The 15758-nt window shown below is 64.0% G+C and carries 12 protein-coding genes; 11 read left to right on the top strand and 1 reads right to left on the bottom strand.

Features of this window, described 5'->3' with window-relative positions:
* Positions 1–78 precede the first annotated feature (78 nt).
* The 4 genes from KIP88_RS01140 (at position 79) to KIP88_RS01125 (ending at position 6050) form a co-directional block, all read left to right on the top strand.
* Positions 79–1842, top strand: coding sequence for an ABC transporter ATP-binding protein (locus KIP88_RS01140; RefSeq protein ID WP_214485989.1), 1764 nt, complete (start codon positions 79–81; stop codon positions 1840–1842).
* Positions 1843–1908: 66 nt separating this feature from the next.
* A complete protein-coding gene (locus KIP88_RS01135; protein ID WP_214485988.1) occupies positions 1909–4107 on the top strand; it encodes an amylo-alpha-1,6-glucosidase in 2199 nt (732 codons plus the stop codon).
* A 42-nt stretch (positions 4108–4149) separates the two neighbouring features.
* Positions 4150–4641: a PRC-barrel domain-containing protein gene (locus KIP88_RS01130; RefSeq protein WP_214485987.1), complete on the top strand. Its 492-nt coding sequence runs from the start codon at positions 4150–4152 to the stop codon at positions 4639–4641.
* Between the two features lie 170 nt (positions 4642–4811).
* Positions 4812–6050, top strand: coding sequence for an MFS transporter (locus KIP88_RS01125; protein WP_214485986.1), 1239 nt, complete (start codon positions 4812–4814; stop codon positions 6048–6050).
* 31 nt (positions 6051–6081) lie between these two features.
* Here the strand turns inward: KIP88_RS01125 and glgA are convergent, their stop codons facing one another.
* Positions 6082–7509 carry a glycogen synthase GlgA gene (gene glgA / locus KIP88_RS01120; RefSeq protein WP_214485985.1) on the bottom strand — a complete coding sequence of 476 codons (1428 nt, stop codon included), beginning with the start codon at positions 7507–7509 and terminating at the stop codon, positions 6082–6084.
* 186 nt (positions 7510–7695) lie between these two features.
* Here glgA and KIP88_RS01115 point away from each other — a divergent pair, with 186 nt between their 5' ends.
* From KIP88_RS01115 to KIP88_RS01085, 7 genes are all read left to right on the top strand, one after another.
* Entirely contained in the window at positions 7696–8901 is a 1206-nt protein-coding gene (locus tag KIP88_RS01115) for a CaiB/BaiF CoA-transferase family protein (RefSeq protein ID WP_214485984.1), read from the top strand.
* Between the two features lie 148 nt (positions 8902–9049).
* A complete protein-coding gene (locus KIP88_RS01110; RefSeq protein WP_214485983.1) occupies positions 9050–10591 on the top strand; it encodes an ABC transporter substrate-binding protein in 1542 nt (513 codons plus the stop codon).
* 6 nt (positions 10592–10597) lie between these two features.
* A complete protein-coding gene (locus KIP88_RS01105) occupies positions 10598–11548 on the top strand; it encodes an ABC transporter permease (protein ID WP_214485982.1) in 951 nt (316 codons plus the stop codon).
* Positions 11535–12407 (top strand): ABC transporter permease, encoded by an 873-nt coding sequence (locus KIP88_RS01100; protein ID WP_214485981.1) that lies wholly within the window; start codon positions 11535–11537, stop codon positions 12405–12407. The genes KIP88_RS01105 and KIP88_RS01100 overlap by 14 nt, the downstream gene beginning before the upstream one ends.
* Positions 12404–13399, top strand: a complete 996-nt coding sequence (locus tag KIP88_RS01095; protein WP_214485980.1) for an ABC transporter ATP-binding protein — start codon at positions 12404–12406, stop codon at positions 13397–13399. The genes KIP88_RS01100 and KIP88_RS01095 overlap by 4 nt, the downstream gene beginning before the upstream one ends.
* Positions 13396–14376: an ABC transporter ATP-binding protein gene (locus KIP88_RS01090; protein ID WP_214485979.1), complete on the top strand. Its 981-nt coding sequence runs from the start codon at positions 13396–13398 to the stop codon at positions 14374–14376. The genes KIP88_RS01095 and KIP88_RS01090 overlap by 4 nt, the downstream gene beginning before the upstream one ends.
* 207 nt (positions 14377–14583) lie before the next feature.
* Complete coding sequence (locus tag KIP88_RS01085) at positions 14584–15654, top strand: alcohol dehydrogenase (protein WP_214485978.1); 1071 nt, start codon at positions 14584–14586, stop codon at positions 15652–15654.
* Positions 15655–15758: the final 104 nt, after the last annotated feature.

Raw genomic sequence — 15758 nt, 5'->3', positions numbered from 1 at the left:
CGAAGCGGTATTCTTCACGTCGTCGTGTGCGAAGCACGTTAGGGATTCTCGTTCACTCTCAACAGGTTTGCAGAACTCATGGACAATCTCTCAGGATATGTGCGACGGCCGTTTCCATTCGTGCTGCGCTATCTGCGCCGGCGTCGCGCGGCCCATGTGGTCATCGTGTCTGCCGTCGCTGCAGCGGTTGCCTGCTCGGTGGGCACGCAATACGGTGTGAAGAATCTGGTCGACAGCCTGACGGCCGGTTCGTCGCACGCGAGCAGCGTATGGCTGGCATTCGCTTTCCTCATGTCGCTGATCGCCGCCGACAATCTCTTGTGGCGGGTGGCAAGCTGGACAGCGAGCTTCACCTTTGTTGGCGTCACCGGCGATCTCCGCCGCGACATGTTCCGCCATCTGACCGGTCACGCTCCCAGTTATTTCTCCGATCGGCTGCCGGGCATGCTCACCAGCCGTATCACCGCGACTTCCAACGCGGTGTTCACCGTTGAAAACATGTTTGTCTGGAACGTGTTGCCGCCGTGTATCGCGACGATTTCGGCAATCCTCCTGATCGGAACCGTCAGCCTTGCGATGTCCGCGGGGCTGATCGTCATCGCAGGTATCATGCTGATGGCGATGTTCCACCTCGCCGCGGCCGGCAGGCCGCTGCATGACGACTTCGCCGACAAAGCGGCTGCGGTGGACGGCGAGATGGTCGACGTCATCAGCAACCTGCCGCTGGTCCGCGCGTTCTGCGGCCTCAGCTACGAACACGATCGCTTCGACGCCACCGTCGAGCGGGAACTCGACGCCCGTGGACGCAGTCTGCGCTATCTCGAGAAGCTGCGGCTGCTTCACGCCGTCGTGACAATCCTGCTGACCATTGCGCTGCTGGCGTGGGTCATCACGCTCTGGCAGCAGGGTGCGGCGACCACCGGCGACGTCGTGCTGGTTTGTACGCTCGGGCTTTCGATCCTGAGCGCGACGCGCGACCTTGCGGTGGCGCTGGTCGATGTGACCCAGCACGTCGCTCGCCTGACCGAAGCGATCGCGACCCTGCTGCTGCCGCACGAGTTGAAGGATCATCCCGAGGCCGAGCCGCTGGTCCGCAGCGGCGCCGCCGTCGCCTTCAACAATGTCGGCTTCCACTATCCAGGCGGCGTTCAGGTGTTCGAGAAGTTCGCCTTGCGCATTCAGCCGGGACAACGGGTCGGCTTGGTCGGTCATTCCGGCGGCGGAAAGTCCAGCCTGTTCGCGCTGTTGCAGCGGTTCTATGATATCCAGCGCGGCAGCATCACGATCGACGGCCAGGACATTTCGCGGGTGACGCAGCAAAGCCTGCGCGAGGCGATCTCGGTAGTGCCGCAGGACATCTCGTTGTTCCACCGCTCGATCATGGAAAACATCCGTTACGGACGGCCGAACGCGACCGATGACGAGGTGCTGCGCGCGGCAATCGCGGCGCGTTGCGATTTCATCGAGAATCTCCCCGAGGGCATGGCGACCATGGTCGGCGATCGCGGTATCAAGGTCTCCGGCGGGCAGCGGCAGCGCATCGCCATCGCGCGCGCCTTTCTGAAGGACGCGCCGATCCTGTTGCTGGATGAAGCGACCGCTGCGCTCGACAGCGAATCCGAAGAGGCGATCCGCGAGGCGTTGTCGCGGCTGATGCGCGGACGCACGGTGATTGCCATCGCCCATCGCCTTGCCACCCTGCGCAATTTCGACCGCGTCGTGGTGCTGCAGGGCGGGCGGATCATCGAAGACGGACCGCCGGATATTCTGGTACAGGGAAGGGGCCCGTACCGCGAACTGGTCGCGCGCGAAATCGGCCGCCTGGCCACTCATGCGGCCTGATCTGCGCCAGTAGCGTTTGCGTCCCGATGCGTCCATCGCAACGCAGGAAAATCGCTTGAGGTTCAAATGACGGCCGAAGTCACTCAACTCATCACCATTGAGGCTGCCGAGCACGTCGCGGAATCGCCGTTCTACATCCCGATGACGGGCCCGGCGACGCGGCAGCGCCGCTCGCTCAAGCACGACGACACCTTCATCGTCCTGGACAGTCACGGCGATATCGGCGCCTCTGCCGGCGGGCCCGACGGCCTGTTCAATGCCGATACGCGCTATCTCGCCCGGCTGGAGATGGTGCTCGATGAGGTCCAGCCGCTGTTGCTCGGTTCCAATCTGCGCGACGACAATTCGGCGCTGACCGTCGACCTCACCAATTCCGACGTTTACCGCAACGGCAGGCTGGTGCTGCAGAAGGACACGCTGCACATCGTACGCTCGATTTTCCTGTGGCGCGGCACGGCCTACCAGCGCATCGCCCTGCAAAATCACGGCGACCTGCCGGCGAGCTTCGACCTGACGCTGTTGTTCGACAATGATTTCGCCGATTTGTTCGAGGTGCGCGGCGAGCGACGGCCGCGCCGGGGAGTGGGCTCCAGCCGGTTGCTCGGCCCCGCCGATGTCGTGCTGGAATATAGCGGGCTCGACGGCCAGATCCGCATTACCGCCCTGCATTTCGAGCCGCGGCCGACCCGGCTCGCCACCCACTCGGCGACCTTTCATTTCGAGCTGGAGCCGAAGGAAGCGACCGCATTGTTCGTTGCGGTATCCTGCAACAAGCCGATCATGCAGAAGCCGGTGCCGTTCTTCCGCGGCTTGCTGGCACACCGTCGCGAGATGCGGCGCTCGACATCGGGTGCGGCCAGCATCGAAACATCGAACGATATCTTCAACGAAGTGTTGTGCCAGGCGATGGCCGACCTCAACATGCTGATGACCGAAACGCCGCAGGGGCGGTACCCCTATGCGGGCATTCCCTGGTATTCGACCACGTTCGGCCGCGACGGATTGATCACCGCGCTGCAAATGCTGTGGATCGATCCACGTATTGCCCAGGGCGTGCTGCGGCGGCTCGCTTTCTTCCAGGCCAAGACCACAGATCCGCTCGCCGATGCCGAACCCGGCAAGATCCTGCACGAGATGCGCGGGGGCGAGATGGCCGCGCTGCGCGAGGTGCCGTTCGCACAGTATTACGGCAGCGTCGATTCGACCTCGCTTTTCGTGCTGCTGGCCGGTCTTTATGTCGAACGCACCGGCGACGACGAAACGCTGGCCGAGCTATGGCCTGCGATCGAGGCGGCGTTGCAATGGATCGACGGCCCCGGCGATCCCGACAAGGACGGCTTCGTCGAGTACCAGCGCGCGACCGAGCAGGGGCTTGCCAACCAGGGCTGGAAGGATTCCTTCGACGCGATCTTTCATGCCGATGGGCAACTCGCCGAAGGCTACATCGCGCTGGCGGAGGTTCAGGGATATGTCTTTGCCGGCAAGCGGCTGGCGTCGCGCTGCGCCCGGCGCCTGGGGTTGATCGATCAGGCGGCGCAGCTCGAATCCGCGGCGCTACTGCTTGCCGAGCGCTTCGAGGCGGCGTTCTGGTGCGAGGAACTCGGCACTTACGCGCTGGCGCTCGACGGCGCCAAGCGGCAGTGCAAGGTGCGAACGTCGAATGCCGGCCAGCTTCTCTTCACCGGCATCGTCCGCACCGATCGTGCCCGGCGGGTCGCGGCCGATCTGATGAGCCAGAAATTCTTTTCGGGATGGGGTATCCGCACCGTTGCGCGCGGCGAAGCCCGCTACAACCCGATGTCCTATCACGATGGATCGATCTGGCCGCACGACAATGCGCTGATCGCGCTTGGCTTCGCGCGCTACGGCCTGAAGCATTCGGTGGCGCATTTGTTCAAGGGCCTGTTCGATGCCGCGAGCTACATGGACCTGCGGCGGCTGCCGGAATTGTTCTGCGGATTCCAGCGCGAAAGGCGGCGCGGACCGGTGCTCTATCCCGTCGCCTGCGCGCCGCAGGCCTGGGCCAGCGCGACGCCATTCAGCCTGCTGGAAGCGGCGCTCGGTCTAGAATTCGATGCCGCGCGCGGCGAGATCCGTCTTCGCGATCCGCGCCTGCCGGAATTCCTCAACGAGGTGCTGCTGCGCGATCTGCGGCTCGGGCCTTCCAGCGTCGATTTGAGGGTTCGCCGTCACGGCGATGAAGTGTCGCTCGAGGTGGTGCGAACCCGCGGTCAGATTCAGGTGTCGATTGTATTGACGCATTAGGAGCCATGCGCGGCTCATGCATCTAAGAGTCAGGAGGGCCACATGCGCATTGGTATTCTCATTCTGTTTCTGATCGCTGGATTAGCCGGCAGTCCGGCGGTTTCGGCGGCGGAGGACTCCGGCGCGACGCAGGGTAGCCGCACCGCGCCGCAGGATGCCGTAAAGGCAAAGGAGCCTGCACCGCCGCCGTCGGTTACCGTGATCGGCGCCAAGGATGCCCACGGCATCCTCGGCCGCGAGGTCCGCAGCGCGGCGAACGAAGACATGGGGCGCATCGTCGATGCGATCGTGGACCGCGAAGGCAACGTGCGCGCCGCGGTGATCGATTTCGGCGGTTTTCTCGGCGTCGGCAGCCGGAAGATCGTCGTCGACTGGGGCGCGCTGCGTTTCGGCGGCGTTGCCAACAAGCGTGACAGCATCACGCTTGAACTGACCAAGGCGCAGGTCGCGGCGGCGCCCGAATACAAAGAGGACGCGCCGGTCATCGTTCTCGGTGCGGCCGGCCGTTTGCAGCCGTGGGATTTCGATCACTAGCGCATGGTCCGGAACAGTCGCTACCGGTTTTCCCCGGGACAAACGCGACGCATTTGCCCGGAGTTCATGCCTGAATAAGGAGGAGCAGCAGCCTGGTCGCACGTCCTTCCCAATCGTTCGATCGGATTGACGACGATCGCCGCGGGCGATCCGCCGGCGAGGGCAATGTTTTGCCGCTGCCGCCTGCGCCCGGCAGCAAACCAAAACCGTCGCGCGAAAGCCAGCGCGGCCTCGACTGGTTCATCTTCTTTCTCGCCGACGTTCAGACCGGTTTTGGCCCGTTCATTGCGGTCTATCTGACCACGCAGAAATGGACGCAGGTCGAGATCGGCTTCGTGCTGTCGATCGGCGGCATCATCGGTCTGCTCGGGCAGATGCCGGGCGGCGCCATCGTCGATGCCGCGCGTTCGGAGCGGTTGATGGCGGGTTTGGCGGTCGCCACCATTGGCTGCGCTGCGCTGGCCTATGCGTTTTGGCCGATCTTTCCGGTTGTGACGGCCGCGGCGACGCTGCATGCGCTGGCGAGCTGCGTGCTGGGTCCGGCGATTGCGGCGATCAGCCTTGGCCTGGTTGGGCCATACGCGATTGGGGAACGGCTCGGGCGCAACGCCCGCTTCGCATCGCTTGGCAACGGCTCGGCGGCGGCGCTTATGGGCGCGACCGGTTACCTGCTGTCGAACCAGGCGGTGTTTATCGTTACCTTCCTTCTGACGATCCCGACATTGCTGGCGCTCTCCCGGATCCGTGGGCAGGAAATCGACGTGGCGCAATCCCACGGCGCCGTCGTGCGTGAGGTTCCCGATCAAGAGGCCACCAGCGTTTTCCATCTGCTGCGCCAGCGTCCGCTGCTGATCTTTGCCGGCGGCGTGCTGCTGTTTCAGCTCGCGAACGCCGCCATGCTGCCGCTGATGGCCGGCGTCGTCACGACGCGATCGAGCCAATGGGCGCCGGTGCTGATTGCGGCCTGCATCATCGTGCCGCAAGCCATCGTGGCCTTGACCTCGCCGTCGGTTGGCCGCAAGGCGCAGATATGGGGCAGGCGGCCCCTGCTGCTGCTGGCGTTCGGCGCGTTGGCGATCCGCGGCCTGCTGTTTTCGGTGGTGAGCGATCCCTATGTTCTGGTCGCGGTGCAGGTGTTCGACGGCATCACCGCGGCGGTGCTCAGCGTGATGATCCCGCTGATCGTGGCCGATGTCGCCTTCGGAAGCGGCCACTTCAATCTGGCGCAAGGCGTTGTCGGAACCGCGACCGGCATCGGCGCGTCATTGAGCACGGTGCTGGCGGGCTATATCAGCGACACCTTCGGCAGCAGCACGGCCTTCATCGGGCTGGCCGGGATCGCAGCGCTTGGCTTGACGGTAATCTGGCTGTTCATGCCGGAGACCCGGCGGACCGAGGATCAAGCGTGACGCGTGCGGCTGTGACGCGATCGCCGATGGCTTACGCGATGATGGAAGGCGCGATCGTCTTGCGATACAGCGCGCTGTAGCAGGCCGCCGACAGATCCCAGCTAAAGGACCGCGCCATGGCGCTGCGCCGCATTGCATCGAGGCGGTCCTTGGCGCGGAACGTATCGAACGCGCGCCTGACGCCGCCGAGGAAGGACTCCGCGGACGGCTTCGGAAACAGGAAGCCGGTTTCGCCGTCCTGGATGGTTTCCGCCAGCCCGCCGGTCTGGTGACCGATCGGCAGCGACCCAAACCGCTGCGCATACATCTGGCTCAGCCCGCACGGTTCGAACCGCGACGGCATCAGCGTGAAATCGCTGCCGGCAAAAATCCGGCGCGCCTGGGCGTCGTTGAAGCCGATCACGACGCCGATCGCATCCGGCCTGCGGCGGTGCGCGTTGACCAGCGCCTGTTCGATCTGGGCCTCGCCGCTGCCGGTCACCACGATCTGTCCGCCGGCCTCGATGATTTCGTCGGCGGCGGACAAGACGAGATCCACGCCTTTCTGGTGAACCAGCCGGGCAACCAGGCCAAACAGCGGACCGCGCGACAGCGCCAGGCCGAACTGCTTGCGAACATAGTCGGCGTTCGCCTGCTTGCCCTCCCAGTCGCCGGGGGCGAACGTCTGCGCCAGATGCGCACAGGCGCTGGGATCCCAGCTCTCGTCGATGCCGTTCAAGATGCCGGTCAGTTGCGCGGCGTCCGAGCGCTGCTGCAGCAGGCCTTCGAGCCCGCAGCCGAGTTCGCGCGTCGTGATCTCCTTCGCATAGGTGGCGCTGACGGTAGTCAGGTGCGAGGCGTAGACGAGGCCGCCCTTGAGGAACGAGACATGGTCGTAGAACTCGAGCCCATCGATGTGGAAGGAGCTTTCGGGCGCGCCAATCCGGCGCAGCGAGTCCGGCGGGAACAGCCCCTGATAGGCGAGGTTGTGGATGGTCAGGATCGAGGGAACCTTTGAGCCTCGCCAAGCCAGATAGGCCGGTGCCAGCGCGGCCTGCCAGTCGTTGGCATGGACCAGGTCCGCTGCCCAATTCTTGTCCAGTGTGCCCGCGGCAAGCTCGGCGGCAGCCGATGCAAACCGGCCGAACCTGACGTCGTTGTCCGGCCAGTCGCGCCCGGATTCGTCGCCATAGGGATTGCCCGGCCGGTCGTAAAGTTGCGGGCAGAGCAGGACGTAAACCGGCAGGCCATCCTTGGTCGATGCCCGCCCGAGCGAACAGGCCGGCATCTCCGCCAGAGCGGGGCATTCCCCAACGATTTCAATGTGGGTGAACTGTTCGATGATGTCCCGATAACCGGGCAGCATGATCCGGACATCACTCCAGCGGCGCAGCGCCCGGGGCAGGGCGGCGGAAACGGCTGCGAGACCGCCCACCCGGACGAAGTCATCCATTTCAGTGGTGACGAACAAGACCTTCAAGACAAACGTCCTCGTACCAGCCGCGGTGATACTGATGCAAGAATGGGTCCAACTTCCTTACCCGTTACAACGCGCGCTCCGGGCCGTCGTTCCTTAGCGAACTACTTTCCTGTCGACGCTGCACAATTTAGGGTCAGGCCACCACCAAAAACGAATGGCCGCAAAAGGCCGAAGGAGTTTCACGCAATGACAATAACCGGCAATGATCAGAGGAATGCGACAGGCAGCTTCGCAGGCCTGCGGGTCCTCGATTTCTCCACCACGATTGCCGGACCCCATTGTACACGAATGCTCGCCGATATGGGAGCGGAGGTTATCAAGATCGAGACCGAGGAAGGCGAGACGATGCGGACCCGCCCGCCGGTGCGAAATAATTGCTCGACCGCCTTCGGCCAGCTCAATGTCGGCAAGAACAGCCTGGTTCTGGATTTGAAGTCGCCCAAGGGATTGGAGGCGGTCCGCCGGCTGGTCGCGACCGCGGATGTGCTGGTGGAAAATTTCCGTCCCGGCGTGATGCGGCGATTGAAGCTCGATCATGCTTCGCTGCATGAGGTCAACCCGAAGCTGATCTATTGCTCGATCTCGGGATACGGCCAGACCGGGCCGTCGGCCGAACTGCCGGCCTATGCGCCGGTGATTCACGCGGCCTCGGGCTATGAGATGGCGCATCTGGCGTACCAGCCGGGACGAAGCCGGCCGGATTATTGCGGCATCTACCACGCCGACGTGCTCACCGGCGTCTATGCGTTCGGCGCGATCTCGGCCGCGCTGTATCAGCGTAACGCGACCGGGCAGGGCCAGCATATCGACGTCTCGATGCTGGAATCCATGCTGAGCCTGACGCTGAACGAACTGCAATGGTCGCAATTCGAGGTGAAGCCGACGCAGCGGCCGATGTTCGGCCCGATCGAGACGACGGACGGCTACGTCATGATGGCGATCGCCAGCGAGAAAACTTTCCAGAGCCTGATGCAGGTGATTGGTCACCCGGAGTGGGTGAGCGATCCGCGCTTTGCGAAATATTCCGATCGGCGGGAAAACTGGACGAGCCTGATCGAAGGCGTCGAAGCGTGGTCGCGCACCGTCACGACCGAGCAGTGTCTCACAGCCCTCAATGTGCACGGCGTTCCGTCATCGGCCTACCGTACCGTCGCCGAGGCGCTGCGCGATCCGCAGATCGCCCATCGCGGCGCGTTGGCCGAGGTCGAGGACGGCGGCGGCACCTTCAAGGTGCTCAACCTGCCGTTCCGCATGTCAGGCGCCAAAGTTTCGGCGGCGAGACGCATGTCGACGCTCGGTGAGCACACGCGTGCCTATCTGAAAGAGACCGGCCTGACGGAGGATGAAATCGCATCCTTTGCCGGCAAGACGCAGACTGTCGCGCACGGCTGACGGCGCGATCCGCATAGCGAAACATGAACCTGCGGCGTTTCATCCGCGGGTTGCGAACGGCCTTGCCCGCGACAGAAATTCCAGACAATCTTGCCGCAGCGATCACGATCCGGAATACCGGACGGATGACACATCGGAGGGAACATCAATGAAAGCGGCGATCCGTTCGAGCGCGCTCGCGCGAATATTTCTTGTGGCGGGATTTGGCGTGGCGTTGTCGGCAATGCCCGCCAACGCACAGAAGCCGGGCGGAAGCATCACCGTCGGCCTCGAGCTCGATATCCCCGGTTTCGATGTGCTGAAGGTCGGCGTTTACGACGCTGCGGCACTCACCGCATCATCCGCGCTGTTCGATACGCTCACCACGCTCGATGCGAACGGCAAGCCGCAGCCGAAGCTGGCACTGTCCTGGGAGCCCTCCGAGGACTTCAAGATGTGGACCTTCAAGCTGCGTCCTGGCGTCAAGTTCCACGATGGCACGCCGTTCAATGCCGCAGCTTTCAAGGCGAATTTCGACCGGCAGAAAGATCCCGCCAACAAGTGCCGCTGCGCCTTCTATGTCTCCAACGTCAACAACGTTCAGGCACCGGACGAGCTGACGTTGGTCTATAACCTCAATGACCCGTCGGTGAACTTCCCAGCGTTGGTGTCCTACGCGAGCCAGACCAACGCGATACACTCCCCGACCGCGTGGAAGACGAAGGGCGACGATTACAACCGCAATCCCGTCGGCACCGGTCCCTACATTCTGAAATCCTGGACCGCCGGCGACCGCATGATCCTGGAGAAGAACCCGGATTACTGGGACAAGGACAAGGTCTACTTCGACCGCATCACGCTGAAGCCGCTGCCTGACGCGCAATCGCGCTTCGCCAGCCTGCAATCGGGCGAGGTCGACCTGATCTGGGATGACGAATACAGCGCCGACAATATCCAGAAGGCCCAAAAAGATTCCAAGCTGACGGTGCACACATACGAGGGGTCCGGTGCGCAGGTCTACGCCTTCAACACCAAGGTCGCGCCATTCGACGACCTGCGCGTGCGCCAGGCATTGGTAATGGCGCTTGACCGCAAGAAGATGTCGCAGGCGATCACGAATGGCCTCGCAAGGCCCGCGAGCAACCCCTATGGTGCCGGCTCCTGGGTCAAATGCAAGGACGACGGTGCGCTTCCCGAAGACCTTGAGAAGGCCAAGGCGCTGATCAAGGATTACGGCAAGCCTGTCGAATTCAAGATGCTCGTCACGGCGACGCCCCGTGGGCGCACCATTGGCCAGGTGCTGCAACAGTTCTGGAAGCGGGCCGGCGCCGAGATGGAGATCGAGCAGGTCGACCAGGCCACCATTCCGCCGCGTGCCTTCATGCGCCAGTTCCAGTTAACGCCCTGGCGCATCGTCGATCTCGCCGATCCCGATATTCAGATGTACTCCAACTTCAAGACGGGAAGCCCGGTGGCTCTCGCCAACTACTCGAATCCGGAGCTCGATAAACTGCTCGAGCGTGCGCGGGTCACCGCCGACCAGAACAAGCGCATCGACGACTATTGCGCGATCACGCGGCTGATCAACAAGGAGGCGATCTGGTTCTGGACTTTCCAGAACACCTACTACGCGATCTCGAGCGCGAAGCTCAAGGGACTGCCCAAGATGTACAGCGGAATGATCGACGTATCGCGCGCCTGGAAGGAATAGCCGCCCATGGCGTTCTTCGTCGCACGCCGGCTCTTGTATCTGGTGCCGGTGCTGATTGCGGTTTCGCTGCTGACGTTCTCGATCGCGTCGCTGTTGCCGGGCGATCTTGCGTATACCATCCTCGGTGACCAGGCGACGCCGGAGAACGTCGCGGCGTTGCGGCGTGACATGGGGTTGGACCAGCCGATCTGGTGGCGCTATCTGAGCTGGCTCGGCAATGTCCTGCAGGGCGACTTGGGCCGCTCGTTCCGCACCGGCCAGACGGTGCTGCAGGCGGTCGCCGAGCGGCTGCCGGTATCCATCGAGCTGATGCTGCTGGCGCAGCTCGGCGCGCTGGCGATCGGCGTACCCCTGGCGATCCTCTGCGCGGCGCGCAGCGGCGGACCGTTCGACCGCTTCATGACCGGCACGGCTTTCGGCATGCTTTCGGTGCCGACCTTCCTGTCGGCAATCCTGCTGATCTATTTTTTCGCGGTCGAGCTGCGCTGGTTGCCGGCGACCGGGTATGTGCCATTCGCCGAAGACCCGGCCGCAAACCTGCGCTTCATGGTGCTTCCGGCGCTGACGCTGGCGCTCGCCGAATGGCCGGGGATCATGCGGGTTCTGCGCTCAGACATGATCGCAACCCTGCAGGAAGATTATATCGCGCTGGCGAAAGCCAAGGGATTGAAGGCCTCGCGCATCCTGTTCGTGCACGCGCTGAAACCGTCCTCGCTGACGCTGGTCACGATCACCGGCATCAATATCGGGCGATTGATCGGCGGCACCGTCATCGTGGAGACGATCTTCGCGCTTCCGGGGATCGGCCGGCTCCTGATCGGCGCGATTTATACCCGCGACCTCATCATCCTGCAGGGTGTGGTGCTGCTGGTTGCCGCCGGTTTCGTGATCGTGAACTTCATTGTGGATTTGCTCTACGCCGTCCTCGACCCCAGGATTCGTCATGGCCACGCTTGAACTCACAATCGACGAAGGCGTTGCGGCGGAACCGGCAAAGCGCGGACGCCGATTGGGACTGCTGTTCTGGATGGCGATCGGCTGGATGATCTTTATGTTCGCAGCCGCGATCCTGGCGCCGGTGCTGCCGCTGCCGAGCCCGACCGATATGGACATGCTGGAGCGGCGGGCTCCGTTTTCGATGGAGCATTGGCTCGGAACCGACGGTCTTGGCCGCGACGAGCTCTCAAGGCTCGTCCATGGCGCGCGAATTTCGCTCGCGGTCGGGCTGTGCGCGCCCATCATCGGGCTCATCATCGGTGGCGCGCTCGGCATGCTCGCGGGCTATTTCCGCGGCCGGTTCGAGTCGATCGTGGTCGGCAGCATGGACGTGCTGCTGGCGTTTCCACCCCTGATTCTGGCGCTGGCCGTGACCGCCTTCTTGGGGCAGTCGATCCCCAACCTCACCTTAATTCTCGGCGTGCTCGGAATTCCCGCCTTCATGCGGGTGGCGCGGGCGGCAACGCTGACGCTGGCGCGCCGTGAATTCGTCATCGCGGCGCAAGCGCTCGGGGCCACCCATGCGCGCATCCTGTTGCGCGAACTATTGCCGAACGTCATTCTGCCGCTGTTTGCCTTCTTCCTGCTCGCCGTTGCCGTCACCATCGTGGTCGAGGGCGCCTTGTCATTCCTGGGCCTCGGCGTGCCGCCGCCGATCTCGAGCTGGGGCACCATGATCGGGGAGGGGCGCGAGAGCCTCGACGTGGCGCCAAGGCTCGCCTTCCTGCCGGCGGCAGCGATGTTCCTCACCGTGCTTTCCTTCAATCTTGTCGGCGACACGCTGCGTGCGCTCACCGATCCACGTCAGGGCGCGCTGTGACCGGGAATACCTTGCTTTCCGTCGAGGACGTTGTCGTCGATCTGCCGACGCCGCGCGGCAATCTGCGTGCGGTGGATCATGTTGACCTCACCGTCGGCGCGGGTCAGACGCTCGGCGTCGTCGGCGAATCCGGTTGCGGCAAGACCATGCTGTCGCGGGCGATCCTGCAACTGGTGCCGAAGAAGGCAAAGCTCTCCGGCCGCGTGATGTTCGACGGCCAGGACCTGCTGCAGCTCTCGCCGGAGAAACTGCGCAAGCTGCGCGGCCGGTCGCTGGCGGTCGTGTTCCAGGATCCGATGACCTCGCTCAACCCGGTGCTCACGATCGGCACCCAGTTGATCGAGACGCTGCAGGAGCATCTCGAACTGAACGACGCCACAGCCACCAGGCGCAGCATCGAATTGCTCGCTGCGGTCGGCATCCCCGCGCCCGAGCAGCGGCTGGCGCAGTATCCCCACCAGCTTTCCGGCGGCATGCGGCAGCGGGTGGCGATCGCGATCGCACTGTCGTGCGAACCAAAGCTCCTGATCGCCGACGAGCCGACCACCGCGCTCGACGTCACGATCCAGGCGCAGATCCTCGATCTCCTGGCGCGCGAGCAGCGCCGTCGCCACATGGCAATGATCCTGATCACCCACGACCTCGGCGTCGTCGCCGGCCGCACCGATGAAGTCGCCGTGATGTATGCCGGCCGTGTGGTCGAGCGCGCGCCGACGCCCGCGTTGTTCAAGAAGATGCGAATGCCCTATACCGAGGCGCTGCTGGCGGCGCTCCCCAAACTCGATGCCGCGCCCCATACGCCGCTGCCGGCGATCTCGGGGCGCCCGCCCGATCCGACCCGGCCGCTGCAGGGCTGCTCGTTCTCGCCGCGCTGCCGCTATGCGATGTCCCGCTGCCAGCGCGAGAAGCCTGCGCTGGAGGCGGCGGAGACCAGCGCACACCAGTTCGCCTGCTTCCACCCGATCGAAACCCATGCGGATGCCAACGTATGATGCTGCAATCCGCTCCATCCATTTCACCAGACGCGCTGCTCGACGTTGACAATCTCGTCGTCGAATATCCTGTCGGTGCCAAGATCGTTCATGCCGTGTCCGGCGTGTCCTTGCAGATCGCCCGCGGCGAGACGTTGGGTCTGGTCGGCGAATCCGGTTGCGGAAAGTCGACGCTGGGCCGCGCCGTCTTGCAGTTGCGCCGCCCGACCTCGGGGCGGGTGTCGTTCGACGGGCAGGATCTCACGGCCATGCACGGCGATGCCTTGCGGCAGATGCGCCGGCGCGTTCAGTTGATCTTCCAGGACCCGATCGCCTCGCTGAACCCGCGCCGCAGGATCGGCGACATCGTCGCCGAGCCGCTGGTGATTGCGGGCGTCAAGGATCCGGAGAAGCGCGAGCGGCTCGTCCACGAGGTGCTCACCGCGGTCGGGCTCGACCCGACGCTGGTCGTGGGACGGCTGCCGCATGAATTCTCCGGCGGGCAGTGCCAGCGCATCTGCATCGCGCGTGCGCTCATTCTCAATCCGGAATTCATCGTCTGCGACGAGCCGGTCTCCGCGCTCGACGTTTCTATCCGTGCCCAGATCCTCAACCTGCTGGAGGAGATGAAGGGCCGGTTCGGCTTGACGCTGCTATTCATCGCGCACGATCTCGCGGTGGTGAAAGCCGTCAGCGACCGTGTCGCGGTGATGTATCTCGGCCGGTTGTGCGAGGTCGGCCCCTCCGAACAGCTCTTCGCCCGCCCGGCGCATCCCTATACCGCGCTGCTGATCGAGGCTATCCCGGTGCCTGATCCGGATGTCCGCCCCACCGAGACCGTGCCGGTGGGCGAGCCGCCATCGCCGATCGCGCCGCCGTCCGGCTGCCGGTTTCGCACCCGCTGCCCCCGCGCGGATCAGCGATGCAGCGACGAGGTGCCGGAACTGCGCGCTGTGGCGCCCGGCCAGTTCGTGGCTTGCCATCATCCGCTGATCTAGATTCTTGTTTTGACGCGTTTTCTACCGCAGATAAGTCTACGCAATCTGCGTAAACTTGATTGCTATGCGAACCGGCATCCACTTCGGTCGAAAACGCTATAGATACCGGAAGACTGCCGCCCGCGTTTGTCTCGCTTGGCGAGACGTGGCAATGTCCGCCCCGAAAGAAATGCCTGTGCCAAGAACAAGAATGACGGGAGAGAAGCGATGAAGAGTTTTCAGGTCGCCGAGTTCAACGCACCCCTGAAAGAGGTGGATCAGGAGACGCCGCAGCCCACGGGCACGCAGGTGCTGATCAAGGTGAAGGCGGCCGGCGTCTGCCACAGCGACCTTCACATATGGGAAGGCGGCTATGATCTCGGCCACGGCCGCAAGCCGCTGTCGCTGAAGGACCGCGGCGTGTCGCTGCCGCGCACCATGGGGCACGAGACGGTCGGCGAGGTGGCGGCGTTCGGGCCTGACGTGACGGCCGCCGACAAGGGCGATCTCAAGGTCGGTGATGTCGCGCTGGTCTTTCCCTGGCTCGGCTGCGGCAAATGCGAGACGTGTCGCGGCGGCGACGAGAACATGTGCGTCGTCAAGCCGAACTCGCTCGGCGTCTACTGCGACGGCGGCTATGCCGATCACATGACGGTGCCGAATCCGAAGTATCTCCTGAACCTGAAGGGGCTCGATCCCGTCACCGCGGCGCCCTATGCCTGTTCCGGCGTCACCACCTATAGCGCGCTGAAGAAGGTCGAATTCGCCTTCAACTCGCCGATCGTCATCTTCGGCGCCGGCGGGCTCGGGCTGATGGCGCTATCGTTGTTGAAGGCGCTGGGCGGTAAGGGCGCGATCGTCGTCGACATCGACGCGCGCAAGCGCGAAGCCGCCGAAGCCGCCGGGGCGCTCGCCACCGTCGACGGCAAGGCGCCCGACGCGCTCGAGCAACTCGCCAAGAGGGCCGGCGGCCCGATCCGCGCGGTAATCGATCTGGTCGGCAACGCCCAGACCACGCAGCTCGGCTTCGACTGCCTGACCAAGGGCGGCAAGCTCGTCATCGTCGGCCTGTTCGGCGGCGGCGCGACCTGGGCCTTGCCGCTGATTCCGATCAAGGCGATCACGATCCAGGGCAGCTATGTCGGAAATCTGCGTGAAACCGAGGAATTGCTCGATCTCGTCCGCAACCAGAAGATCGCACCGATTCCGGTGACGACGATGCCGCTCGCGAAAGCGAACGAAGCGCTGACCGATTTGCAGAAAGGCAAACTGGTCGGCCGCGCCGTGCTGACGCCGTAGGCCCCCGCTGTTGCCTTCGTCATTGCGAGCGCAGCGAAGCAATCCATCTACCCGATCTGCCGTGACATGGATTGCTTCGCTGCGCTCGCAATGACGTCGCTAAT

It is taken from the genome of Bradyrhizobium sp. SRL28, from assembly GCF_018596315.1.
Taxonomy (GTDB): Bacteria; Pseudomonadota; Alphaproteobacteria; order Rhizobiales; family Xanthobacteraceae; genus Bradyrhizobium.
The sequence above is the reverse complement of the archived record's forward strand: the minus strand, read 5'-3'. Positions and strand labels throughout refer to the sequence as shown.